The sequence below is a fragment of the Cobetia sp. UIB-001 genome, assembly GCF_044789135.1.
Lineage (GTDB): Bacteria > Pseudomonadota > Gammaproteobacteria > Pseudomonadales > Halomonadaceae > Cobetia > Cobetia amphilecti.
On sequence record NZ_CP058244.1, the window covers coordinates 1,665,745 to 1,689,937 of the forward strand.

Annotated in this window: 23 protein-coding genes; 11 read left to right on the forward strand and 12 right to left on the reverse strand. The window is 61.1% G+C overall.

Features of this window, described 5'->3' with window-relative positions:
• Positions 1-41: 41 nt before the first annotated feature.
• Positions 42-1,490, reverse strand: coding sequence for an amidase (locus tag HA399_RS07035; protein WP_404326593.1), 1,449 nt, complete (start codon positions 1,488-1,490; stop codon positions 42-44).
• Positions 1,491-1,709: 219 nt separating this feature from the next.
• On the opposite strand from HA399_RS07035, the gene HA399_RS07040 reads away from it, so the two are divergent.
• A complete protein-coding gene (locus HA399_RS07040) occupies positions 1,710-1,898 on the forward strand; it encodes a DUF3008 family protein (RefSeq protein ID WP_043332182.1) in 189 nt (62 codons plus the stop codon).
• 140 nt (positions 1,899-2,038) lie between these two features.
• Here the strand turns inward: HA399_RS07040 and HA399_RS07045 are convergent, their stop codons facing one another.
• Positions 2,039-2,827 (reverse strand): OBAP family protein, encoded by a 789-nt coding sequence (locus tag HA399_RS07045; RefSeq protein ID WP_404326594.1) that lies wholly within the window; start codon positions 2,825-2,827, stop codon positions 2,039-2,041.
• Positions 2,828-3,099: 272 nt separating this feature from the next.
• On the opposite strand from HA399_RS07045, the gene HA399_RS07050 reads away from it, so the two are divergent.
• Entirely contained in the window at positions 3,100-3,837 is a 738-nt protein-coding gene (locus tag HA399_RS07050) for an HAD family hydrolase (protein ID WP_404326596.1), read from the forward strand.
• 174 nt (positions 3,838-4,011) lie between these two features.
• On the opposite strand, the gene HA399_RS07055 is transcribed toward HA399_RS07050, so the two are convergent.
• Complete coding sequence (locus HA399_RS07055) at positions 4,012-4,323, reverse strand: hypothetical protein (RefSeq protein ID WP_404326597.1); 312 nt, start codon at positions 4,321-4,323, stop codon at positions 4,012-4,014.
• A 576-nt stretch (positions 4,324-4,899) separates the two neighbouring features.
• Here HA399_RS07055 and HA399_RS07060 point away from each other — a divergent pair.
• On the forward strand, positions 4,900-6,531 hold the full coding sequence (locus HA399_RS07060; RefSeq protein WP_043332179.1) for a BCCT family transporter: 1,632 nt from the start codon (positions 4,900-4,902) through the stop codon (positions 6,529-6,531).
• A gap of 158 nt (positions 6,532-6,689) precedes the next feature.
• Here the strand turns inward: HA399_RS07060 and HA399_RS07065 are convergent, their stop codons facing one another.
• The gene (locus HA399_RS07065) at positions 6,690-7,721 is read right to left on the reverse strand and encodes an LLM class flavin-dependent oxidoreductase (protein WP_404326600.1); all 1,032 of its coding nucleotides are present in this window, start codon (positions 7,719-7,721) and stop codon (positions 6,690-6,692) included.
• A 272-nt stretch (positions 7,722-7,993) separates the two neighbouring features.
• On the opposite strand from HA399_RS07065, the gene HA399_RS07070 reads away from it, so the two are divergent.
• The gene (locus HA399_RS07070; protein ID WP_404326601.1) at positions 7,994-8,761 is read left to right on the forward strand and encodes an extensin family protein; all 768 of its coding nucleotides are present in this window, start codon (positions 7,994-7,996) and stop codon (positions 8,759-8,761) included.
• A 285-nt stretch (positions 8,762-9,046) separates the two neighbouring features.
• Positions 9,047-9,484 carry an Sbal_3080 family lipoprotein gene (locus HA399_RS07075; protein WP_404326602.1) on the forward strand — a complete coding sequence of 146 codons (438 nt, stop codon included), beginning with the start codon at positions 9,047-9,049 and terminating at the stop codon, positions 9,482-9,484.
• 152 nt (positions 9,485-9,636) lie between these two features.
• Here HA399_RS07075 and HA399_RS07080 read toward each other — a convergent pair whose 3' ends face one another.
• The gene (locus HA399_RS07080) at positions 9,637-10,059 is read right to left on the reverse strand and encodes a hypothetical protein (RefSeq protein WP_404326603.1); all 423 of its coding nucleotides are present in this window, start codon (positions 10,057-10,059) and stop codon (positions 9,637-9,639) included.
• A 278-nt stretch (positions 10,060-10,337) separates the two neighbouring features.
• Between HA399_RS07080 and HA399_RS07085 the strand changes: the two genes are divergently transcribed.
• From HA399_RS07085 to HA399_RS07095, 3 genes are all read left to right on the forward strand, one after another.
• The gene (locus HA399_RS07085; RefSeq protein WP_404326604.1) at positions 10,338-11,063 is read left to right on the forward strand and encodes an SCO family protein; all 726 of its coding nucleotides are present in this window, start codon (positions 10,338-10,340) and stop codon (positions 11,061-11,063) included.
• Entirely contained in the window at positions 11,060-11,536 is a 477-nt protein-coding gene (locus HA399_RS07090; RefSeq protein ID WP_279836244.1) for a hypothetical protein, read from the forward strand. The genes HA399_RS07085 and HA399_RS07090 overlap by 4 nt, the downstream gene beginning before the upstream one ends.
• Before the next feature lie 108 nt (positions 11,537-11,644).
• Positions 11,645-13,174, forward strand: a complete 1,530-nt coding sequence (locus tag HA399_RS07095) for a PepSY-associated TM helix domain-containing protein (RefSeq protein WP_404326605.1) — start codon at positions 11,645-11,647, stop codon at positions 13,172-13,174.
• Positions 13,175-13,511: 337 nt separating this feature from the next.
• Here the strand turns inward: HA399_RS07095 and HA399_RS07100 are convergent, their stop codons facing one another.
• On the reverse strand, positions 13,512-14,096 hold the full coding sequence (locus HA399_RS07100; protein WP_043332160.1) for an NAD(P)H-dependent oxidoreductase: 585 nt from the start codon (positions 14,094-14,096) through the stop codon (positions 13,512-13,514).
• Between the two features lie 391 nt (positions 14,097-14,487).
• On the opposite strand from HA399_RS07100, the gene HA399_RS07105 reads away from it, so the two are divergent.
• Positions 14,488-15,126 (forward strand): hypothetical protein, encoded by a 639-nt coding sequence (locus HA399_RS07105; protein ID WP_404326607.1) that lies wholly within the window; start codon positions 14,488-14,490, stop codon positions 15,124-15,126.
• 91 nt (positions 15,127-15,217) lie between these two features.
• Here HA399_RS07105 and HA399_RS07110 read toward each other — a convergent pair whose 3' ends face one another.
• The 5 genes from HA399_RS07110 to HA399_RS07130 all read right to left on the reverse strand — a co-directional run bounded on the left by HA399_RS07110 (position 15,218) and on the right by HA399_RS07130 (position 20,685).
• A complete protein-coding gene (locus HA399_RS07110) occupies positions 15,218-16,492 on the reverse strand; it encodes a Y-family DNA polymerase (RefSeq protein ID WP_404326924.1) in 1,275 nt (424 codons plus the stop codon).
• 8 nt (positions 16,493-16,500) lie between these two features.
• Complete coding sequence (locus HA399_RS07115) at positions 16,501-16,962, reverse strand: LexA family transcriptional regulator (protein WP_043332158.1); 462 nt, start codon at positions 16,960-16,962, stop codon at positions 16,501-16,503.
• A gap of 243 nt (positions 16,963-17,205) precedes the next feature.
• Positions 17,206-17,517, reverse strand: a complete 312-nt coding sequence (locus HA399_RS07120; RefSeq protein ID WP_043332154.1) for a putative quinol monooxygenase — start codon at positions 17,515-17,517, stop codon at positions 17,206-17,208.
• Between the two features lie 226 nt (positions 17,518-17,743).
• A complete protein-coding gene (locus tag HA399_RS07125) occupies positions 17,744-19,234 on the reverse strand; it encodes a CoA-acylating methylmalonate-semialdehyde dehydrogenase (protein WP_404326608.1) in 1,491 nt (496 codons plus the stop codon).
• 101 nt (positions 19,235-19,335) lie between these two features.
• Complete coding sequence (locus HA399_RS07130) at positions 19,336-20,685, reverse strand: aspartate aminotransferase family protein (RefSeq protein WP_404326609.1); 1,350 nt, start codon at positions 20,683-20,685, stop codon at positions 19,336-19,338.
• A 190-nt stretch (positions 20,686-20,875) separates the two neighbouring features.
• On the opposite strand from HA399_RS07130, the gene HA399_RS07135 reads away from it, so the two are divergent.
• Complete coding sequence (locus HA399_RS07135; RefSeq protein WP_225996410.1) at positions 20,876-21,862, forward strand: LysR family transcriptional regulator; 987 nt, start codon at positions 20,876-20,878, stop codon at positions 21,860-21,862.
• Positions 21,859-22,926: a LacI family DNA-binding transcriptional regulator gene (locus tag HA399_RS07140; RefSeq protein WP_404326611.1), complete on the forward strand. Its 1,068-nt coding sequence runs from the start codon at positions 21,859-21,861 to the stop codon at positions 22,924-22,926. The genes HA399_RS07135 and HA399_RS07140 overlap by 4 nt, the downstream gene beginning before the upstream one ends.
• Positions 22,927-23,004: 78 nt before the next feature.
• On the opposite strand, the gene HA399_RS07145 is transcribed toward HA399_RS07140, so the two are convergent.
• Complete coding sequence (locus tag HA399_RS07145) at positions 23,005-24,141, reverse strand: hypothetical protein (protein ID WP_404326612.1); 1,137 nt, start codon at positions 24,139-24,141, stop codon at positions 23,005-23,007.
• Positions 24,142-24,193 lie beyond the last annotated feature (52 nt).

Consider the following 24,193-nt stretch of genomic DNA (forward strand, 5'->3'; position numbering starts at 1 on the left):
CGCATGTGAAGGCCGGTCGGTCAGACAGTGCGGCCGCGATCTCACCTCGGGCGGTAGGGCTCGGCGGGATGCGCGGTAGGGTAGGCATCCATATAGGCAGCGGCTGCCCGCAGCAGTCGCACATCATCGTGCTTGCCGCCTGCCAGCTGAAAGCCGACGGGCAGCCCCTGAGACGTGAAGCCACAGGGCACTGACGCCGCAGGTTGGCCGCTCAGGTTGAAGGGGTACGAGAACGGCGCCCATTCCTCCCAGTCATGCATCTGGCTATCCGGGGGTACCTGATGATTCAGGGCGAAGGGGGTGACGGCGACGCTGGGTGTCAGCAACAGGTGGTAATCCTGATTGAATTGCTCCAGCGCCTGGGTGATCCGGTAGCGCTCCTCGAGTGCCTTGAAGAGATCCAGCGACGACCATTCGCGTGCACACATGGCATTCTCGACCAGCCCGGGGTCGAGCTGTTCGCGCTGCTGGGCATCGCAGTCATCCCAGAGCCCCAGCGAGGCGGTGAACCAGATCTTGCGAAACGTCTCGAGGCTTGTCGCGACCGGGGGATCGACTGTCACGATGTCCGCGCCAAGGTTCGCCAGACGCTGTGCGGCGCGCTCCACCAGGCTTGCGATCTCGGGGTCGACCTCGACAGACCCGAAACATGGCGAGTAGGCGATGCGCAGTCCTGCCAGCGACTTGCCGATATCCGCGCCCCAATCCTCGGGTTGGCCGCGATTGGCGTAGGGGTCCTGGGCATCGTGACGGCCGATGACATTGAGCATGGCGGCGGCGTCACGGGGGCTGCGGGTCATGGGCCCGATGCTGGACAGGAAGGCAGCCTTGGAGGGTGGCCACTGCGGTGTCCAGCCGAAGGTGGGCTTGAAGCCGAAGATGCCACTGAAGGCGGCAGGAATACGGATCGACCCACCGGAATCACCGCCTTGATGCAGCACGCCCAGATTGAGGGCGGCGGCGGTAGCCGCGCCACCGGAAGAGCCACCGGGTGTCAGTTCGGTATTCCAGGCATTGCTGGTGGTGCCATGCACGAGGTTGTCGGTGACGGCCTTCCAGCCGAACTCGGGGGTGTTGGTCTTGCCCAGTAGAATCGCGCCTGCCTCACGCAAGCGCCTGACCGGCGGCGCATCCTGCTGGCATGGCGTGGCCGGTGTGATCAGGGAGCCTGCTCTCGCCGGCATGCCGGCAACATCCGTCAGGCCTTTCAGTGAGGTCGGGATGCCATCGAGCGGACTCAATGGCTTGCCGGCCTGCCAGCGCTGCGTGGATTCACGCGCCTCCTTCAGCGCCGTGTCATGCGCGACATGCACATAGGCATTGACCAGCGGGTTGAGTCGCTCGATACGATCGAGCACCGCTCGGGTCACCTGTAGCGGGTCGAACTCACCGCGTTGATACCCGCGTGCCAGTTGCTCGGCGTCCAGCGCCGTCAGGTCATCCTCGGCAGTATGGGGTGAAAGATGTTGAGGAAATTCGACGTCACGCATGGTGGCTCTCCTGCTGCTGGATGGCGATATTCTTGTTGAGGACAGTCATCTGCCTCTCCTGCATGGCCTTGGGTCAGAGAGGGGAAACTCAAGGCATGGCGAGGCTTGAAAAGGCCGAAGGCGGGCCGCATGGCTCATGGAGAGTGACAGCAAAGCGGCATGGTCGAGCTCATGGCAGCCGACCATGGTTCACGATAATCGCCCAGAGGGAGGACAATCATGCCAGCCAAGTCCAAGGCACAGCAGATGGCAGCCGGGGCAGCACTGTCAGCACGTCGTGGTGAGCAGAAGGTCAGCGAACTGGATGGGGCCGCTCGCTCGATGTATGACTCCATGAGTGAAGAGGAGCTCGAGAAGATGGCCTCGACATCACGTGAAGACAAGCCGCGACACGACAATCAGAGCTGAGCCCTGCGGGATGCCCATTGCGGCTTCCTGACGCGATAGCTGAAACGACAAGGCGCCTGGCAAATGATTGCCAGGCGCCTTGTCGTAGGTGCATGTCCTGGGCGCATGTCGTGGCTTGTGTCGCTGATGCGCCGATGGCCTCAGCGGCTGTCGTTCAGGCTCTCATGCGGCGGCTGGTGGGACTCGCTGTCGGGCGGGGTCGGGCCACCGTTGGCCTTGGGGCTGACATCAGGCAGCGGAATCTCGGCGCGCTTCCGGCGGCGCTCCTCGGTGCTGATGCCCAGGCGCTCATCACGGCGCTTCATCAGCTCCTCGTCGATCTGACCGTCACGGGTGAAGGCCATCATCAGCTGCGGGATACCGTAGGGGAAGTCGTCGCGGTCGATCTGCCAGGTGTGGAAGGTCTTGCCGTAGGTGGTGACGAGGTCCTCGAAGTAGCTGCGCTCCGCCAGTTCCGGAATCCCCGGGGCCACCAGGATGCCGGACTTCACTTCAAAGTGATGGCTGTGCCAGAGCGGCTTCTCTTCCTCGGGCAGTTGCTCGTAGCGCTCGGCGCTGATGATGTATTCGATCCCGATCAAGCGGGCATCACTGCGATTGGAATCGAAGATCACGCATTGGTGCAGATCATGTTCCAGGTGGATGCAGAAGTGGCTGGCCTCCACCTGACGCCCCATGTCATCGGCGTAATGGTGGAAGCCGTTGAGATAGGTACTCATCGCTTCCATCGGATACTTGCGCTGCATGACCTGCGAGGCCGCATCGAGCACCTGATGCTTCAGCGGATGGCCGCTACTGACCTTGCGAGCACTGTTGAGGCGTCGGCCCAGAAAGAAGGCGGTCGCCGCGGCGGCGCCGGCCAGAAGGCCCGTGCCGAAGCCGGACGAGTGTGAGGGATGTGAACATGTGCGGGAATGGCGATGTCGCATACTTCCTCCTGCATGGGTGTCCTGATAAGGCAAGAATTCCTGTCATGACGTTGCCATTGCAGTGCATTACCCTTGAGCGCGTCAAGTCACCTACCGACAGCCTTGCCTCGGAAAATCCTCGCCCAGGTCTGCTGCAGAATGTCGGGATTGCTTTTCAGTTTTCTGCCCTCATCAATGAGGGATATCACTTCTTGTGGCCGCTCAATGCCTTGCGCGACAAGGTGTCTTGTTCATCACGTGTTTCGGCCATCTTTTCTCGAATTGGAGCTCGCATGAAGCAACTTATCTTTGATTGTGACGGTGTATTGGTGGATAGCGAGATCATCGCTGATGGCGTGCTCAAGGAAAAACTTCCCGTCTGGCTGCCAGACCTGGGGAGTGAAGAGCAGATCGAGCATGAGCTGGACCGCTGTCTGGGCATGATGACGCGCGATATCCTGCTGGACCTGGAAGCCCGCAGTCAGCACACGTTGCCCGTGGATGCGCTCGACCAGGTACGCCATCTCGTCGATGCCCGCCTGGCCGACTCGCTCAAGGCCATGCCCGGGGTGCGCGAGACGCTGGAGTGGATTCGCGATCAGCGTCTGCCGTTGGCGATCGTGTCCAACAGCTCTGAGCAGCGCATGAAGATCAATCTCGAGAGCTCGGGGCTGCGTGGCATTCTCGATGAGATTGCCGCGGCCAATGGCGACGAGCAGCTGCCGATCTTCACCTCCGATGAGGTCATGAACCCCAAGCCGGCGCCAGACCTCTATCTGCTCGCCCTCAAGACGCTGGGACGCTCCGCCGAGGAATGTCTGGTAGTGGAAGACAGCCGCACGGGAATGCAGGCAGCCGTGGCCGCGGGCCTCAAGGTCGTCGGCCATCTGGGCGCCAGCCACATCCCGCCGGGCCACGCCGAGGTGCTGCGGACCACAGGCGCCTGGCAGGTCATGCAACACTGGGATGAATTCAGCCGCCTGTGCGCTGATGCCGGTTTCGTGGCCAATGAAGAAGCCGTCAGTCACTGAGGTGCCTCCAATCCCTTCGCATTCTCGACAGAGCTTGAGCCAGGCACATTCTGCTGAGAGCTGGCCGGATGGATGATCTTGGATATGGCACAGCAACACATAAAAGCCGCCCTCGGCAGGGGCGGCTTTTATGTGTCTGGGCTGACATCCCCGTGGGGGACTATCTCTCGGGTATCACTTGAAACAGATACGCGTGCCCCAGGCGAGCAGTTCTTCCTGATTGAGGCTGCGCGATTCGACCCCGATCATTTCATCTCCCCACTGGTCCGCCCAGGTCAGCACGCCGTGGCTGATGCCGCGTGCGCCCATCAAGTCGCGTATCTCACCGGTGCCCTTGAACCAGAGCGCGCTGTGATCGTTGCGCGTCAGGTCCGAGATGCCGTAGCAATGATGGATTCTCACCTTGTAGATGCCATCCAGTGACATGACCTCGACCACAGGCACCATGCCGTGCTGCAGTGCGCGTGCCAGCGACTCGAGTGTCATGCTGGTCTCGTCCTGGTGGGCGAGCGGCTGATCGGCGAGCTGGCTTGGGGGTAGTGGGGTAGCAGGCGACGCGTGGGTGGGGGTCACAGCGGTGCGTGGCGGGTGTGCTGCAGTGGTATGTGCAGGCATCGGGAATACCCTCAGTGGGATGTCATGTCGGCGGTGAATCGCATTTTATAACTATCGTACAAGTAATGTAGAGGTTATCTGGCGATCTCGCCATCGTGACTGGCCAGCTTGCCCGGGACTTCCCGTCTCTCTGCTCCTTCGTCACTGTCCTTCCAAGGCCTGCGCTGTCTCTCCAAGGTCTGCACTGTCCTTTCAAAGCCAGCACTGACCTTTCAAAAGCGGCTTTCTCCTTCCACGCGGAGGCTGTGGCCCGGCTGGGGCAAACGCTTACCTGTACAGACAGTGACAAATTTTCCTGTGCTGCTGGCGTCGTCTGCCCTTGAAGTTCTGGGGAATCAGGTTCATGTCTAGAAGGCACTGCGAATATTCGTTGGCGATACGCTACTCGTTTCTCGCTGGTGCGCGATCCACCTCACCGCTGTCACAGCTCACAGGGAGTAGCGATTTATGACATCTGGAGGAAAGCGCGTATTCAGCGCGTCGGTCATCATCATTCTGGGGCTGGTCGCATTGGGGGCAGGATTCCCCACCCGTTTCGGTGAATTGGCAGATCAGGCGCTCGGCGCCGTGACCAGCATGTTCGGCTGGTTCTATCTGATATCCGTGTTTGGTTTCGTGATCTTTCTCATCAGTCTCGCGTTGAGCAAGTACGGCAAGATCCGGCTCGGCCCGCAGGATAGCCGGCCTTCCTATACCTTCTTTTCCTGGGTCAGCATGCTGTTGGCAGCAGGGTTTGGCGTCGGGCTGGTGTTCTATGGCATGGCGGAACCCATGCAGCACTATCTGAAGCCGCCGTTCGCCGATATGCCGGGCGAGACGCCCGAGTCTGCGCGCTATGCCATTCAATATGCCTTCTTCAACTGGGGCGTTCATCAGTGGGCTGCCTTCTCGGTGGTCGGCCTGATCATTGCCTATTTCCAGTTCCGCAAGGGACAGGCGGGGCTGGTGTCCTCGGTGCTGTCTTCCGTGACGGCCAAGCATCCCAAGGCGCGCCGCTACGGCCCGATTCTGGATGTCTTTGCGGTGGTGGCGACCGTGATGGGGGTCGCGACATCGCTGGGCCTGGGCGTGTTGCAGATGAATGGGGGGCTGCACTTCGTCTTCGGCGTGGAAGAAGGCTGGCAATGGCAGTTCATCATCATGGGCGTGATGTTCTGTGCCTACATGGCCTCGACCTGGTCCGGGCTCGACAAGGGCATCAAGCGCCTGTCCAACCTCAACATGAGCATCTGCATCGCGCTGATGCTGTATGTGCTGTTCACTGGCCCGACGCTGGACATTCTCAAGACGATCACCCTGGGCATCGGCGATTATCTGCAGAACTTCATCGGCATGAGCCTGCGCATGTCGCCCTATGACGGCAATGACTGGAACAGCTCCTGGACCGTCTTCTATTGGGCATGGGTTATTGCCTGGTCGCCGTTCGTCGGCACCTTCGTCGCGCGTGTCTCGCGTGGCCGCACCATCAAGGAGTATGTGGTGGGCGTGCTGATCGTGCCGCCGCTGCTGGCGTGCCTGTGGATCGGTGTCTTCGGTGGCGCGGCGATCAACATGGAGTTGGCCAGTGATGTCGGTCTGGCGGCCGCGACGGATGCCAACATCACTTCTGCCTTGTTCGAGATGTTCGATCTGATGCCCTTCAGCAGCGTGCTGTCGGTGGTCGCGATCATGCTGATCTTCATCTTCCTGGTGACTTCCGCCGATTCGGCGTCCTACATCGTGGCGCAGATGACCGACGGCGGCTCGATCAACCCGCCGCTCTACAAGCGTATCGCCTGGGGCGTGCTGATCGCGGCCATCTGCCTGACGCTGATCTCGACGGGCGGTCTCAAGGGCTTGCAGTCAGCCTCGGTACTCTCGGCCTTGCCTTTCACCTTCATCATCTACGGCATGATCGTGGTGTTGGTGAAAGAGCTGCGGGCTGATCGTCGCCAGATGCTCAGCCAGCTGTATCGCCGTCATGGTGAGACACCGGTCGGTGCGGATATCTTCGAGGCTGACAGTCTGGCCGAGGAAGATCGCATCCGCCGTGCGCCGGACGTCAAGAATCGTCGCGTGAACCCGCGCGATCATCATTGAGCCGAGTCGAGGCATGAACTTATCGTCATGAGCTCATTGCCTTGAGCTCATGACGTCAATTCGTGCCTTCACGGCAGGCTCATAACGACAGACGCCGCTCACAGGAGATGTGAGCGGCGTCTTGTCTTGGCAAGCCAGTCAGCGTGAAGGGGCTCACGTCATTGACTGGCGTCCGGCGTCCGGCGCCCGGCGACCTCGGCGAGTATCTCGTAGCTCTTCAGGCGGTCGGCATGCTCATAGAAATCCGAGTTGAACATCAATTCGTCGGCCTGGGTCACCTCCAGCAGATGCTCGAGCTCGCTGCGAATGCGCTCAGGCCCGCCGATGATGGCAGCGGCCAGATTCTGACCGACCATGGCTTCCTCGCGTGCTGACCAGTCCAGTGTCTCGCGTGGGGGCAGGGCACGCGTGCTCTTGCCGCGGATCAGGTTGAGGAATTTCTGTTGCTGGGTGCTGGCCAGGAAACGGGCGCGTTCATCGCTGTCGGCGGCGATCAGCGGCAGGCCGAGCATCACGTAGGGCGCATCCAGCACCTCGGAGGGCGTGAAGTTCTCGCGATAGAGCTTGATGGCCTCCAGCATGTAGCCGGGGGCGAACTGACCGGCGAAGGCGAAGGGCAGACCTTTTTTCGCTGCCAGGCGTGCGCTGTAGTCGCTGGAACCCAATAGCCACAGGGGGACATGAGTGCCTTGCCCCGGCATGGCCTTGACGCGCTGACCGGGTGAGGCCTCGCCCAGATACTGCTCGAGTTCGGCCAGCCGCTGGGGGAAGTCATTCACGCCGGCGGAAGGGTCGCGGCGCATCGCCTGCATGGTGATGCCATCGGACCCCGGCGCGCGGCCAAGTCCGAGATCGATCCTGTCCGGGTAGAGCGTGGCCAGGGTGCCGAACTGCTCCGCCACCACCAGCGGGGGATGATTGGGCAGCATGATGCCGCCCGAGCCGACCCGCAGGCGGGAGGTCTTGCCCGCCACATGGCCGATCAGCACCGAGGTGGCGGCACTGGCGATGCCATCGATGTTGTGATGCTCGGCCAGCCACAGGCGATGAAAGCCCAGCGCTTCGACATGCTGGGCGAGACTGACGCTATTGTGGAAGGTTTCAGCAACACTGCCGGTATCGCGGATGGGGGCAAGGTCCAGCACCGAGAGCGGGATCGTGCCCAGGCGTGAGGTAGGGGCTGTCGTCATGTGCGCTCCTGATAGCGGTTTGGCGTGCAGAGAGCAGCCGGGGAGTGGCCCCTCAAGGGCATGCGGCTGGTCTGCTGAATGGCGTCCAGCATAGTGGACAGCCGCGTCTCTGACAGCGCCTCGCCCTTCATTTCACTGTTTCTGATATGGCATATATGAGGCGGTCGATACGTCATGCCATTCACGGTGGTCAGTCACCCTGGTGCAGGTGAAGCCCAGGGCAGGCGAAGCCCGGGGCAGGTGAGGGCCTGCATCGCGCACAGGAGGCGAACATGAACGGTTTGCAGCACAAGCAGCGCCGCAAAGGCATGGGGCTCACGCTGATATGCCTGGTGGTCATCGGCCTGGGCGTTGCGGTCCAGCGCGACATCATCGTGCTGGAGCGCTGGATACCCGCTCACTATCTCCCATGGGCGCCACTGCAATTGGAGGACCCGCCCGGCATGGTGACCGGCTGGAAGCTCTCACGCTTGAACGAGAACCCGGCCGCCTGCCGCGCATTTCTCGAGCGGGAAGCCCCGCAACGGGTTTCCTTCCTGCCGGACCGCCCCAGCGACAACGGCTGTGACCTCATAAACAGCGTACGCATGCATTCGGCGTCAGGCGTGAGTGGTGAGCAGGGCGTTCGCTTCAACCAGTCCTTCATTGCCAGCTGCCCGCTGGCGGTGAGCTGGTTGCGCTTCGAGCGCCATGGGCTCAAGTCTGCGGCGCAGGAAGTCATGGGGAGCGAGGTGACGCAAGTGTCCCATGTGGGCAGCTACGCCTGCCGCAACATCTACGGACGAGAGAACGCACGTCGCAGTGAACATGCCACTGCGGATGCGCTGGATGTAACAGGCTTCACGCTGGCGGACGGCCGTCAGGTTCGCCTGCCGCGCGACTGGACGGCGCCCGAGGATGAAGATGCCCCGGGCCGCTTCCTGCGTGCCGTGCAGGACGCCGCCTGTGAGAGTTTCGGTACCGTGCTGGGGCCGGATTACAACGCCGCCCATCGTGATCACTTCCACCTCGGCACGCGGGGCTGGCGATTCTGTCGCTGAGCAATACTTAATGCTGCGTCGGGCAAGAGTGCGGCAATACGGACATCCGCGCACGCTGTCAGTGGGGCATTATTGGCTCGGCGTGATAAAGGGGACTCATGTTTGCCACGCCTGTCATCATTTGTCGGTGTCTCTGTAGGAGACTCGCGCTTGCATGGGGGAATTACGCCTGATCACGGGCAGATTCCTCGCATTTATTTGTTTTCACTAATACCCTGCGGACAAGCATGCCTTCCATGGCATATAGCGCGATAAAGCCTCTTGTTCAATGACAGGGAGTCAAGAATGACAGGGATGACGAAGGCGTTATTGGCAGCTTCCATCACCTTCGTGATGGCCGGCTGTACCTCGGTGCAGGTTCAGCCTCTGGAGCGCATGTCCTATCTGGATACCGTGTGCATCGAGCGCAATGAGGCCGTGATCGTGCCCGGCTTCCTGAATGTGATCCAGCAGGGCTTCAGTCGCAATGGCTTGAATACGCGAGTCTATGACGCTCCGGTCCCCGGCCATTGTGAAGTGATATTGACGTATACCGCTTTGCGCTCCTGGGACTTCACTACCTATCTGTCACACGCAGAACTTTGGCTCAATGATCCGTATGGCGATGAAATCGCCTATGCGCAGTATCATCTAATAGCAAAAGGGGGATTGGGGTTCTCTAAATACGCCAGTGTCGAAACCAAGATGAACCCGGTCATCGATGAGTTGCTGGTCAACTACTGACGCCTCAGCCATGATGGGCATTCAAGCCATCTCCTTGTACGCCTCACCGGTACGTCATTTCTCGCCATGATGGCGCACTTGATAGCGGGGCCGGCGCTTTTGTCATGCGCCGGCCCAGCGGAGACTCTCGAGCCATCTGGTGTGCTGGAATCTCAGGGTGCCATGCCCATGCCACGGCTGATCGTCGGAGCGCAGCGCTCGGGGTTGATGCTGACCACGCGTAGGCGATGCCCATCGGGGAGCACGCAATCGAGCACCTGCCAGGCACAGCCGGGGGCGCTGCTGCCGTGACTCTCGATCAGATGCGCTCCCTGGGCCTGCCATTGATCGCGGAAGCGGGCAAAGTCCGTTCGCTCGATTTCCAGCGTCAGCTGGCGGCTGTCGGGTTGCTCGGCACTGCGCTGCAACAGCAATACGCTGGTCTGCTTGTCTCGGCGATGGTTCAGCTCCAGGGTCGCGCTGGTGGCGTTGCGCAATAGGATGGGCAGGGCGAGTGTTTCGGTGAAGAAACGGCAAGCGGCATCGAGGTTGCGCACTTCAAGGATGGCTGGGTGCAGGGAAAGGCGCTGAATCATGGCGAAGCCTCATGGCGTGAGGGGAAGAAGGGGTTGGGGGACTGGCTCAATTGCAGGAGCATGGAGACAGTGTCGTGCCCGTCCGGGTGAGACGCACTTTGAATCTGATGATGGTGGTGATGGCTTTACGCTATCTAGGGCCTTGTCGCGCTTGCGAAGGCCCGGGGCAATCGCTGTGGCAACTTGTCGCATTAGTGGTTTCACGGGTGTGAATGGTTAGCATCCCTGTCATCGACCCTGCTGCCTTTACCTTCTCTGCACGCCACGCTGGAGTGTTCATGTCGCCGCGCAAGCTGATCCTGATGGGACTCAGTGCTTTTGCCCTCGTCATTATCGCGTTGATTACTGGGCTTTCTGCCTCGCATCAACCGCGTGATGCGTGGCCGACGACGCTCGAGCTGCCTTCCACGCGGGGACTGCTGCACGCGGACACCTTGTCTCGGGGGGAAGCGGGCCACCTGAGTGTGCTGATTCCCGGCTTTACGCATTGCCCGGATATCTGTCCGTTGTCGCTTGCCCGGCTGCAGATGGCCTGGCAACGCCTTGACGAGACTTCACGCGCGCATCTGCATCCGATGTTTCTGACGCTGGATCCGGCGCGCGACACCCTGCCCGTGCTGTCACGTTATCTGTCTCCCTTCAGCCTGCCGGTGACCGGCCTTCGCCTCCCGTCACAGGACGACACGCGTCTGGAGGAATTCACCCAGCGCCTCGGTATCCAGTTTCAGCGGCGAGAACCCGAGCAGAGTCATCCCCCTGAACACGCGCAAGCGCAGGCGTCGGCGGGCGAGGCCGATTACATGATCGACCACAGCGTGGCGATCTTCGTGATCGACGAGCAGGGCCGGCTGCGTGACACCCTGCCGCTCAGTCAGACGCCTGCGCAGCTTGCTGATCGCCTGACGTTCCTGCTCCAGTCCGTGGCCGCAGCGCCGTCCTCTGACAGTGTTGCGACCGTCAACACGAGCGCAAACGCGAACGTGCCGGTCACGGGGGGCGCATGACAGTGACTTGTCCCTCGACTCGCCACGCCAGGCGTGAATCCGTCTCCTATCATCGCGCCCTGTCGCGACTGACCGCGGCCAATGGGCATGTCGTCTTCGTGATGCTGATCGCGTTGGCCGCCATGCTGGTCATGCCGCTGGCGGCCCCGCGAGTGGTGATGGTTAACGACCATGCCGTCTTCGAGAGCGTCGGCACCGGGCGTTGGGTGAGTGCCGATAGCGACTGGATAACGCGTGCCGCTCGCGAAAGCGGTTCGCAGGCGCAGATCACCCATAGTTCTGCTGCCTCGGATTGTCCGTTGGCCAGCATGGCGGCCTTCACGCTGGCATTGGTCGCCGCTGCCCTGTTGCTGGCGTTGGGGCGGTTGTCTCGCGACGCTGCCCCGCGTCCCTGCCTTGTCGCGTTCCGCGACATCAATGTCTATCTGCGTCCGCCCGGGCGCGCGCCACCCCACGATTCCCTCGCGCCATGAATTGCTGGGCCACCTCGCGGTGGCTCTCCATAGTGTTTGGTGACCTCACGTTGACCGGCGGACAAAGCATCCGTCGCGCGTCGTGGCACCTGTCGATGGGTAATCGAGATGAGTTCAACAACCAATACCGACTCCGCGGGTCGCGCCGCTCGCGGTTTCAGCGATATCTACCGCGCCGTGTGGCGCTGGCATTTCTATGCCGGCCTGCTGGTGCTGCCTTTCCTGACCTTGCTGGCCGTCACCGGCGGTCTTTATCTGTTCCGTGAAGAGATCGACCACTTCGTACATGCCGACCTGATGAAGGTCAACACGCCGGTGGTGCAACAGGTCAATGGCCAGGCACAGGCGAGTGTCCCGCTGAGCGAGCAGGTGCGTGTCGCCGTGCAAAGTCTGCCCGGCAAGGCTGTGCGTGTCGTGCCGCCTGCGGCCAGTGACTTGACCACGGAAGTCGATATCGTGGCAGCCGATGGCAGTGGCAAGCAGGCGGTCTACGTCAACCCCTACAGCGGTGAAGTGCAGGGGCAGATGGCCTACCGTGACAGCATCATGTGGACGGTGCGCAATCTGCACAGCCTCGCCATCACCGGTCCCATCGGCAATGCCGCGATCGAGATCGCCGCCGGCTGGAGCATTCTGCTGGTACTCAGCGGCCTGTATCTGTGGTGGCCGCGGGGCCAGAAGGGTGGCGTCGTCACGCTGCGTACCACGCCTGCGCGCCGTCTGTGGTGGCGCGACCTGCATGCCGTGTGTGGCATCTTCGCCGCTGGTTTCATCCTGTTTCTCGCCGTGACCGGCATGCCGTGGTCAATGGTGTGGGGTGCCAAGGTCAACGAGTTGGCCAACGGGCATAACTTCGGGTATCCCGATGGCGTGCGCGTGAATACGCCGATGTCGGATACCCGTCTGGTGGACCAGGAGCGGACGACCTGGTCGCTCGAACAGGCCATTATCCCGTTATCTTCCTTGCCGGCTGTAGCGACAAGCCACGTCGTGGACGAGGGAGAGCATGCCGGGCATGGCGGTGGTAGCACCAAGTCTGGTGCCGAGCAGGCCTCCGCCGCCGCGGCCGTGCCGCTGAGTGCCGCCGCGATTGCCCATGCCGATATCGGCCTCGATCAGGCTGAGCGCATCTTCGCTCGCGAAGGCCTGGCGCCGGGCTATGCCATCAATCTGCCGGGCTCGCCGCAGGGCGTCTACACCGGCTCTATCTATCCGGATGCGCTGGAGCGCCAGCAGGTGGTGCATGTGGATCGCTATTCCGGCGATGTGCTGCTGGACATGCATTACGCCGATTATGGCCCGCTGGGTCGAGCGCTGGAGTGGGGCATCAATGTTCACCTGGGGCAGCAGTACGGGCTGATCAACCAGCTGGTGCTGGTACTGGCCTGTATCGCGATGGTGATGATGAGCGTCGGTGCGGGCGTGATGTGGTGGAAGCGTCGTCCGGTGGGCGGTATCGGTATCCCGCCGCTGCCCAAGGAGCGCAAGCGTATCGCCGGTGTCTGGGGCTTGATGATGATCATCGGTGTCATCTTCCCGCTGGTCGGCCTCTCGCTGATCGTGATGGGGCTGCTGGACTGGCTGTGGATTCGCGCCACGCACAAGCGAGGGGATGACCTGCAGGAGGCCAAGGTGTAAACGGGCACCCCTCTCCACTGACAGGCACGTTTACCGTCTTCGCCAGTGGATCTGCCATGCTCGCACCGGTCGTTCGACAAGGCCTACGCCTACCACGTCAATCGTTTCTACGACGATCCGTTGCAGGGCGATGTACAGGTCAATGAGCCGGGGCGTATCTTCTGGACGCACGCCAGCTGGAGCTTCTGAGACCTTTACCCTCTCAATAGTGAGCGCTGGTCGCCGCTATTCGTTAGAACGCAAGAAGCCCGCCATCGGTCATGTCTCCGGTGGCGGGCTTCCTGTTTCACGAGGGGGCTCGAATGCTTTCAGCGCTCGCAACTCATCTCTCGAACCTTCAGGCGCGGCCGACGTGCTCGCGCAGGTGCGTGCGGTAGGCCTGGGTGTAGGCTGCCAGGTCAGGATTCTTGATTACATCAGTGGCCAGGTAGGTCGGCAAGGCCGTCATGCCGAGGAATTCCATCGCCTTGTGCACCGGGAAGTAGACGCCATCGATGCCCTTGCCCTCGAAGAAGTTGCCTTCTTCATCAAAGGCCTCAAGTGGCGCATTCCAGGTCAGTGACAGCATGTACTGGCGGCCCTGCATCAAGCCGCCAGTGCCGTAGCCCTGGGTCGGGCTGGTGCGATGACGACCATCGCTGGCATACAGAGAGCCGTGGCCCTCAGTCAGGATGTCATCGAGATACTTCTTCACGGTCCACGGCAGACCCATCCACCAACCTGGGGTCTGATAGATGATCAGGTCCGCCCACAGCTGCTTCTCGATTTCCGCCTTGGCCTCGAAGCCTTCCTCGATGACGGTTTCACGCACCTCATGACCCAGCTCGGCCAGCTCACCGCGCGCCAGTTCATGCAGCGTCGCGTTCAGCTCGCCATTGGAATGGGCAAAGGCCTTGCCGCCGTTGATCAGTAGAATCTTCATGCCGGGTACTCCACAACTGTTGGCTTTTCAGCAATGGCGCACAGCATGAGCGTTCGCAAGTCATTGATAAAGCGGCACTGGTGTAAAACACCTTTGCTGTGGGTGCAACAATCTACGCAGGTGGTACGTGCCATTGAGGTATTGTTGGCAATCATTGTTAACAATATTGTTCATTAAGTGTATGGTTAACGGTTATTTTTTATTGCAATGGTTTAATGTAGGGCTATCCTTGGTTTGTGTGTGGTCGGCATACTTTTGTGTTGGATATGTTGTGATTGTGTTTACATGTTTAAGTAAAATAATGCTTTGTTGCTTATATAAAGTAAAGTGGGGTTCTTGTTTTTTATTTTCTGATTTTTGTTGTGGCTTTGGTTTTGCTAGGGAGATTATAATGAATAATGCGCAGATTGTTGTTTTGTTATGCATTGCGGCTTTTTTAGTAATTGTGATTGCTGAAGACAGAGAGGTTGTAGCGGCTTTGGAAGCTAATAATAAATCTAAGATTGAGGCTGGTTATAAGAAAGATAGTGTAGGTTATACTAAAGAGCAGATTTTGCGCAGGAATCCCCTACCAATTGCTCCTAATGCTTTATGCCTTAGCATGAATGAATATCGTAAAATAAATAATACGAACGGTTGGTCGTTCAAAGGAGGAGGGTGGGGGTGTGAATCTGATTATTACAATCTCTCTGAGAGTAGGTATAACTTGCCAGACAATATCGCTTATTATGTTATGGGGGAGAGTGAAAAGTCCTCGGCATATTATGCAACTATAATGATTAATGTGAATGAGTTTAATAATATAAGCAATAGGCTTGAAGATTGGTCTGAAGCTGTAGATTTCTGGAGTTACAGTAATTTAGAACAGCACTATATATTAGCTAAAGATTTTCTTCCTTCCCGCGCTGGTGATAATGAAACTGTTATTGGTTTCGTTAATGGTAGCCGAATACTTGCTAAGTCAAAGTATGAATTGTGGAAGAATAGAAACGGCGCTACGTTAGTGACGAGATTTTATAGGATCAATTGATTTCATGTTTACGTATATTGCTAGCACGATAATATACTATTAGTGTGTTAGCAATATACTTAAGTATCTGTAATGAAAGATTTTCTCTATTCTAACGCAACCGCTTCAATTCCTGCCAGTTGGTGGTGTAGCGGGCGCTGCGGTGGGCGCAGCGCAGCTGCCAGGCGGCGTCGGGGCGTGCGACGCCCAGACGCACGGTGCCGCGGCCCATCTTCTGATTCATGGCGTCCAGTGTCGCCATCAGCTGCTGACTGCGTTCACGCCTGGCGATATCCGCTTCGTCGTCGAGCAGCGAGAGTTGCTCGCGTGGCTGGTCGATGAGATCGAGCAGCATCACGCCAGCCTTCATGAAGCGATAACCGCGTAGGTAGATATGCTCCAGCGCCTGTTGCGCGGCGGCGAGTATCTCGCGGCTGTCATTGGTGGGGGCGGGCAGCTCGACGATGGTGCTGGGTGAGTATTGCGGCAGGTCGGGTCGGTGGCGATTGCTCTTGAGGAAGACCAGCACGGCGCGTGCCAGGCTGCCTTGATGGCGCAGCTTCTCGGCGCCGCGCTGGGCATGTTGGCGGATGGCGTCCCTGAGTTCATTCAAGTCACCGGTCATGCGCCCGAAGGAGCGCGAGGTCATGATGCGCTGGCGAGCGTCATCGGCATCATTCATCTCGAAGCAGGGCGTGCCTTGCAGTTCGCGTGCGGTGCGTTCCAGTACCACGGAGTACCGCTGGCCGATGGCGCGCGGGTCGGCGCAGCGCAGGTCCCAGGCAGTGTGCAGGCCTTGCAGTGCCAGGCGTTCGACCAATCGTCGGCCCACGCCCCAGACATCGCCCAGTGGCGTATCGGCCAGCAGGCGCTGGGTGCCGACTTCATCGGGTTCCAGCACGCAGACACCGCCGAATTCCGGACGCTTCTTGGCAGCGCGATTGGCCAGCTTGGCCAGCGTTCGAGTTGGCGCCACCCCGACACACACGGGAATGCCGGTGAACTTGCGGACATTGCGGTGCAGAGTGCGGCTCAACGTCAGCATCGAGTTGCGATCAAAGCCATCGAAACGCACGAACATCTCATCGATGGAGTAGGGCTCGACCCCGGCGGAATATTCCTCCAGCACCTCACGCACGCGCGCCGACATGTCGCCATACAACTCATAGTTGGAGGAGAGCAGGTGGATGCGCCTCTCACGGACGAGTGGCTGTAGCTGGAAGGCGGGGGTGCCCATCTCCACGCCCAGCGCCTTGAGTTCGTTGGAGCGCGCGATCACGCAGCCGTCATTGTTGGACATCACGCCGACAGGGCGGCCCTCCAGGCGCGGGTCGAACACTCGCTCGCAGCTGGCGTAGAAGTTGTTGCAGTCCACCAGTCCGATCATCGGCGTATTCATACCGCGTATTCGTGGATGACGGAACGCACCACCCCCCAGACCTGGCATTCGAGGTCGAAGATCGCGACCGGCGGATACAGGGCATTGCCGGAGCTCAGATAGGGGCGCTGACCGATCAGCTCATAACGCTTGACCACCACCTCACCCTCGACCAGTGCCACCACGATATGCCCGGGACGGGCATCGATGGAGCGGTCTACCACCAGGGTGTCGCCCTCATAGATGCCGAAGCCTTCCATGCTGTCACCCGCCACCGTCATGAAGAAGGTCGCTGCCGGGCGCTTGATCAGCCGCTCGTTGAGGTCCAGCGTGCGCCCCGCGTAATCCTCGGCCGGCGAGGGGAAGCCGGAAATGCCAGCGCGCCCCGTGATGTGAGGGTGCGGCAGTGCACAGGGCTCCGGTGCTGGATGAGGGCGAGCCAGCGAGGCGTGGGACGGTTGAGCGGCAGATACGGTCATGGGTGGGGTCTCCTTTCGACACTGTATTCATATACAGTATCAGCGCTGAGAAGCCCTCAGGCAACCGATAATCCCTGCGAGTGCTGCACATTCACGAGACGCAGATCAGACGAGGTGTACCTGTGTTCAATGGTGGACGGCAGGTAAAGCTGCTAGCGGATATTGCTCAGCGGTATCTCACGAAAAAGCCCGGCCTCCTGGAGGCCGGGCTTTTTTGGGTCTTCCCCGATGCTGTTCTGTCTATCAGCCCGCCGGGCTCAGAATGCGGATATCGCCATCGGCGATCCAGTCACCGGCGTTGTCGCGGAAGCGCTGCATGTGTTCGGTCTCACGGTGGGCCTGCAGCGCATCGTGGGATTCCCAGGCTTCCACCACGGTGATGGTGTCAGGGCGTGGGTCGTTGTCCTTGTCGGCGGCGCGTTCGGAGTCCAGGCACGGGTGGTAGGCGTGGCAGCCATCTTCCTCGCGCACGGTGGGCGCGACGGCGCAGAGTTCATTGAAGACATCCTGAACGTGGCCTTCCTTGGCGGTAACGGTGGCGATTACCCAGATCATCTTGGCTCCTTGTGACGGTGCTGACCGCCGATGTTGTCGGGATTCTCGTGATGAGATGTCCTGACTATGTGGAGCCGTTTCTGGCCACTGCAAGGGGCAGGAGCTGACTGCCGGCATGACCCTGCATGATGAGCACACGAAAGCGCCGGACAGCAGGGCTGTCCGGCGCAGTTGTTATCAGGCGATGATCCGCGTTCGTGATGGGTCAGAAAGCGAAGGCGATGGATCAGGACGGGAAGGCGAACTGGGCGCCTTCACGCAGACCGGCGGAAGGCCAGCGCTGGGTGATGGTCTTGCGGCGGGTGTAGAAGCGCACCGCATCCGGGCCGTAGGCGGACAGATCGCCGAACAGCGAGCGCTTCCAGCCGCCGAAGCTGTGATAGGCGACCGGTACCGGCAGCGGCACGTTGATGCCGACCATGCCGACCTGGATGTGATCACTGAAGTAGCGGGCGGCTTCGCCATCGCGGGTATAAATGCAGGTGCCATTGCCGTATTCGTGATCATTGATCAGCTGCATGGCGGCTTCCATCGAATCGGCGCGCACGACCAGCAGCACCGGGCCGAAGATCTCTTCCTGGTAGCAGGTCATCTCCGGGGTGACGCCATCGATCAGGGTGCCGCCGACGAAGAAGCCGTTCTCGCCGCCTTCGACCTGCGGATTGCGGCCATCGACCACCACCGTCGCGCCTTGCTGCTCGGCGCTGTCGATGTAGCCGACCACCTTGTCGCGATGGGCTGCGGTGATCAGCGGGCCGAAATCATTGCCCTTGTCGCTGTAGATGCCGACCTTGAGGCCTTCCATCTGCTGCTTCATCTGCGCGATCAGCTTGTCGGCGGCTTCATCTCCCACGGCCACCGCGACGGACAGTGCCATGCAGCGCTCACCGGAGGAGCCGAAGGCGGCGCCATTCAGTGAGTTGGCCACGTATTCCATGTCGGCGTCCGGCATCACGATGGCGTGGTTCTTGGCGCCACCGAGGGCCTGACAGCGCTTGCCGTTGGCCGCGGCGCGGCTGTAGATGTATTCAGCGATCGGGGTGGAACCGACGAAGCTGACCGCCTGGATGCGCGGGTCGTCCAGCAGCGTATCGACGGCTTCCTTGTCGCCATTGACGACATTCATGACGCCGGCCGGCAGTCCGGCCTCCATCAGCAGCTCGGCGATGAACAGCGTGGACGTCGGGTCGCGCTCGGAGGGCTTGAGGACGAAGGTGTTGCCGCAGGCGATCGCCATCGGGTACATCCACAGCGGCACCATGGCCGGGAAGTTGAACGGCGTGATGCCGGCAACCACGCCCAGCGGCTGGAATTCGCTCCAGGAATCGATGCCCGGGCCGGTATTGCGGCTGTGCTCGCCCTTGAGCAGTTCAGGGGCGCTGCAGGCATATTCGACATTCTCGATGCCGCGCTGCAATTCGCCCAGCGCATCGTGACAGATCTTGCCGTGCTCCTGACCGATCAGGCGGGCGATCTCGTCGGCGTGTTCTTCCAGCAGCTGCTTGAAGCGGAACATCACGCGGGCGCGCTTGATCGGCGGCGTGTTGCGCCACTCCGGGAAGGCGGCCTCGGCGGCCGCGATGGCTTCCTCGACCGTCGCCTTGCTGGCCAGACGCACCTGACCGCCGACTTCGCCGGTGGAGGGATTGAAGATGTCCTGGGTACGGCCTTCGCTGTGATCGATGTTGCCGTTGATGAGGTGTCCGAGCGTCTTCATTGGGTGGGCTCCCTGAGATGACTTGTGAAATGAATGGCGATGAATGAAGTAGTGTTGATCGTCAGTTCTGAATGTTGATGGTCAGTCTTGAGCGGTGACCGTCAGTCCTGGGCGGCGAAGGCATCGCCGAGGGCATTGATCAGGCGGTCCAGCTCGTCGTGTTCGGTGATGAACGGCAAGCCCAGCTGGATGGTGTCGCCGCCGTAACGGACATAGAAACCGGCCTTCCAGCAGTGCATGGCAATCTCATACGGGCGCCGCGCCGGCTCGCCGGGATAGGCCTCGACCTGCAGGGCACCGGCCAGGCCGTAGTTGCGGATGTCGCTGATGTAACGCGTGCCCTTGAGCTCGTGCAGCTTCTTCTCGAATACCGGACTCAGCTCGCGGACGCGGGAGATGAGCTGGTCGTTCTCGAGCACGTCGAGGGACGCCAGCGCCGCGGCACACGCCACCGGGTGACCGGAGTAGGTGTAGCCGTGGGGAATCTCCATCATGTAGTCGGGGCCGCCGTTGTCCATGAAGGACTGGTAGATGTCGCCCTTGACGACCACGGCGCCCATCGGCACCGCGCCATTGGTGATCTGCTTGGCGACGTTGAGGATGTCCGGCGTGACCCCGAATTCCTCGGCGCCGCTCATGGCGCCCATGCGTCCGAAGCCGGTGATGACCTCATCGAAGATCAACAGGATGTCGTGCTGGTCGCATATCTCGCGCAGGCGCTTGAGATAGCCCACTGGCGGCGGCAGCACGCCGGCGGAGCCTGCCATCGGCTCGACGATGACGGCGGCGATGTTGGAGGCATCATGCAGCGCGATCAGCTCCAGCAGCTCATCGGCGCGCTCGGCACCGGTCCTGGGCATGCCGGGCGTGAAGACATTTTCCTTGAGCAGGGTATGCGGCAGGTGATCGGCATCGACCCCCTGGCCGTAGAGCGAGCGGTTGGCCCCGATGCCACCGACGCTGAAGCCCCCGAAGTTGACGCCGTGATAGCCCTTGCTGCGTCCGATCAGCTTGGTCTTGGTCGGCTTGCCTTTCTTGCGCCAGTAGGCACGCGCAATCTTCAGTGAGGTGTCGGCACTCTCGGAGCCGGAGCCGGTGAAGAAGACGTGATCCAGCCCCTCGGGCATCAGCGTCTTGATGCGGTGCGCCAGTTCGAAGGCCTTGGGGTGGCCGTACTGGAAGGCGGGCGCGTAATCCAGCTCGCGCAGCTGCGCGCTGACCGCCTCGGCGATTTCCGGGCGGCAATGGCCGGCACCGCAGGTCCAGAGACCCGACAGGCCATCGAAGATCTGGCGGCCCTGGGAGTCCGTGAAGTAGGCTCCCTGCGCCTTGGTGATGATGCGCGGATCCTGCTTGAACTGGCGGTTGGCCGTGTAGGGCATCCAGTAGGCATCGAGCTGCTCCTGGCTCAAGCCTGCCTGGGCGGAAGGGGATGTATCGAAGGCGGTCATGATGTCTCCCACAGAGTGTGTTGTTGTTGGTTCTCGGCTCCTGTCCAACTAGATTAGGAAGTCCTTTTGGTAAGATAAATGCCATTGTCTTTATCTTCAGGAAAGCATTTACTTAACTTTCCGCTGGCGTTCGCTACGCCATCTCGGCGCCGTCTGGCGCGGAACCGTTCAACAACAGGAGGCGCGGCTTATGCGAGGCGAGGTCATGCGGGGGCAGCTCGGCGATACCGACCTGCGTCTGCTGCGTATCTTTCGCAAGGTAGTGGAGTGCGGTGGCTTCTCGGCGGCCGAGATCGAGCTCAACATCAGTCGCTCCGCCATCAGCATGGCGATGAGTGACCTGGAGACGCGGCTGGGCCTCAAGCTCTGTCAGCGCGGGCGCAGCGGGTTTGCTCTCACCAATGAGGGGCGGGAAGTCCACGAGGCCGCGATGCAGATGCTGGCCGCGGCAGAGGGCTTTCGCACACGCATCAATGGTCTGCATGCCTGGCTCAAGGGCGAGCTGAACATCGGCATCACCGACAATCTGGTCACCATGCCCGAGATGCACATCACGGATGCGCTGAGTGCGCTGAAGGGCCACGGCCCGGAGGTGATGATCAACATCCGCATGATTCCTCCCAACGAGATCGAGCGCGCCGTGCTGGATGGCCGCCTGCATACCGGGGTGATCCCGACGCTCAAGACGCTGCCGGGGCTCGAGTATCGCTCGCTCTACGAGGAAACTTCCTGCCTTTACTGCGCGCGGGGCCATGTGCTGTTCCGTGAGCCACGGGCGGGCGATACCCTCGCGCGGGGGCGTCCGGTGGGCGAGGAAGAGATTCGCCAGCATGATGCGGTGCTGCCGGCCTACGCCCAGACGCCTGCGATCAAGGCGCTGCATGAGCCGCTCAAAGCCGCCGCTTCCGCGACTGACCGCGAGGGCATCGCCTTCCTGGTGCTTTCCGGGCGCTATCTCGGCTATCTGCCCACCCACTATGCCGAGCGCTGGGTGCGCGATGGCCAGATGCAGGCGCTCAGCCCGGTGGCCAACTCCTATGTCACCTATTACAGCGCCATCACGCGCAAGAGCCGCCCGCCCAATCTGGTGCTGGAGCGTTATCTGACGGAGCTGGATGCCCTGCGCCAGGCGAAACCGGCCCGAAGAGCGCAGGCGGCGAGGGAGAGCAAGCCATGAACAAGCCCAGGCGTGCCGGGGTCAGGGAAGTCGCCCAGCTGGCGGGGGTGTCGGTCGCGACGGTCTCGCGGGTGCTCAACAATCCCGAAAAGGTGGTGAAGAAGACGGCCGACAAGGTGCTGGCGGCGGCCGACGCGCTCGATTTCCTGCCCAACAATGCCGCGCGTGTGCTGTCTCAGCATCAGTCGCGCACCCTGGGGATCGTGATCCCGACCTTCGAGAACCCGATCTACGCCAAGTTCATCGATGCATTGGAAGGCGCGCTGGCGCGGGCGCACTACAGCCTGCTGGTGACGACCACCCAGAAGGGGCGGGTGACGGAATTCGACAAGGTGCGCGAGCTGGTCAACATGGGGGTGGACGCCGTGATTCTGCCCGGTGGCAGTCATGCCGCGGAGACACTGGACTACCTGTCACGCTTCTCGGTGCCGGTGGTCTTCAACAGCATCTACCTGCCGGACTCGCCGTTGATCACGGTGGGCTATGACAACTACGGCCTGGCCAAGGCACTGGCGGAGTATCTGATGTCCTTGGGTCATCAGCGTATCGTCATCCTCTCCGAATCGTTGGCGCACAACGACCGTGCACGCCTGCGCTACGACGGCGCCGTTGCCGCGCTGCAGGCGCTGGAGAGTGCCCGCGCCGATCGCGAGCATGATCAGTTCGTCGATGTCACCACCGCCGGGGCGAGCGCCGCGATAGGCGAGCTTTCTTGTGAGCCTGGGGGCGCGCTCGATGGCGAAGGGCAAGGCGGCCTGCGGGATGGCATTACCGCCGTGATGTGCCTCAATGATGTGCTGGCCAGTGGTGCCATGCTGGCGCTGCAGCGGCGGGGAATCCGCGTGCCGCAACAGGTCTCGGTGGTGGGATTCGATGACCTGGAAATGGCGGAGTTCCTCAATCCACCGCTGACGACGGTAGACCTGCCGGTGGAGGAGATGGGCGAGGTGATCGCCCAGGCGTTGATCCGCCATCTCGAGGACGACGCGCCCTTGATGTCACGCCTGCTGGACGCGTCGCTGGCGATTCGTGGCAGTGCAGGCCCGGCGCCCAGCCAGGGCTGAGCACCTGTTCACGGGGTCTGATTCACGGGGTCTGATTCACGGGGCCTGATTCTCGGGGCCTGACTCACACGGCCTGACTCACAGCGCCTTGTAGTCGACCCAGCCCGGACCATAGATCGGCTGCAACCAGGCGCGGTGCAGGGAGTTGTCCAGTGACTCGGCCTGAAAGCGCACGTACTTCCAGTCGCCGCCCAGCTCCAGCTCCCACTCTGCAGCAGCGGTGGGGGCCGTGATCTCGATCAGCTGCGGTGCGCCTGGCTCGCCCGCGCCTGTGAAGTCCACGCCTCGCTGCACCATCGCCTTCCACTTCACCTTGTCCTGTGCGCTGACGCGCAAGGTGTAGCGTCCCTGCTGTTCAGACATTGCCAGTGGCGTATCGGCCAGCATCACCCCGGTGCTGGCATAGAAGCGGTTGCGCTTCACGTTGCGCAGGATATCGGCCTCGTTGAGCGCCGCGGCCACCATGATGAAACCCAGTGGCGCGTAGTTCTCGTAGACATATTGTTCGCGATAGAACTCGTCGTTGCCGGCAAAGCCGGCACAGCGCACTCCCTCACACAGAAGATCATCCCAGCAGGGCTCTGCCATGTGCGGCGCGTAGGGCCTGGCCCCCATGTGTTCTTCCAGGATGGAAAGGCCGTTGTAGACCTCCATGCCCATGATGTTCATCTCCGCGAGGCGCGCACACGGGTTGAGGAGCGTCTTCTTGATCTGTGTCCACTCGCCCCCCTCGCGCGGGCGGGTGGTCTCGAAGAAGTTGGGATGGGCGCAGATCGACAGGCCGCCGACCTTGCCCATGCTCAGCACATGCAGATATTTCGAATGCTCGCCGGCGAAATAGCCGTCGAGATAGCCGCCATCGTCGATGGTGTCGTTCTGGATCTCGCGTCCCGGAATCACCACGAAGTCATCACGCTGCTCGCCGCGTGAGAACAGCTCGATATTGTTGAGGTAGGGGTGAACCGAGGTGCACACGAAATCGAAGTGGAAGGGAGCGGCCTGTGAGCGCCGGATCACTTCGTCATGATCCTCGCCATGAATCCGGTCCATCGAAATGCTCTCATCGAGCGCTTCGCGGGTATGCACATGGATATTGCCCTTGAGCCAGCGCGTGCCGGGCTGAGGCCCTGACTCGCTCAGCGGGGCGTAGGGATTATGGACACGATGGGCGGCTGGCCTGGCGGCGCTGTGGGAAGTCGGTACTGCTCGGGTCATGTGAGTCATCCTTGTCATGACGGCGTGCCAGAGAATCCTGCTGATCAGTCAG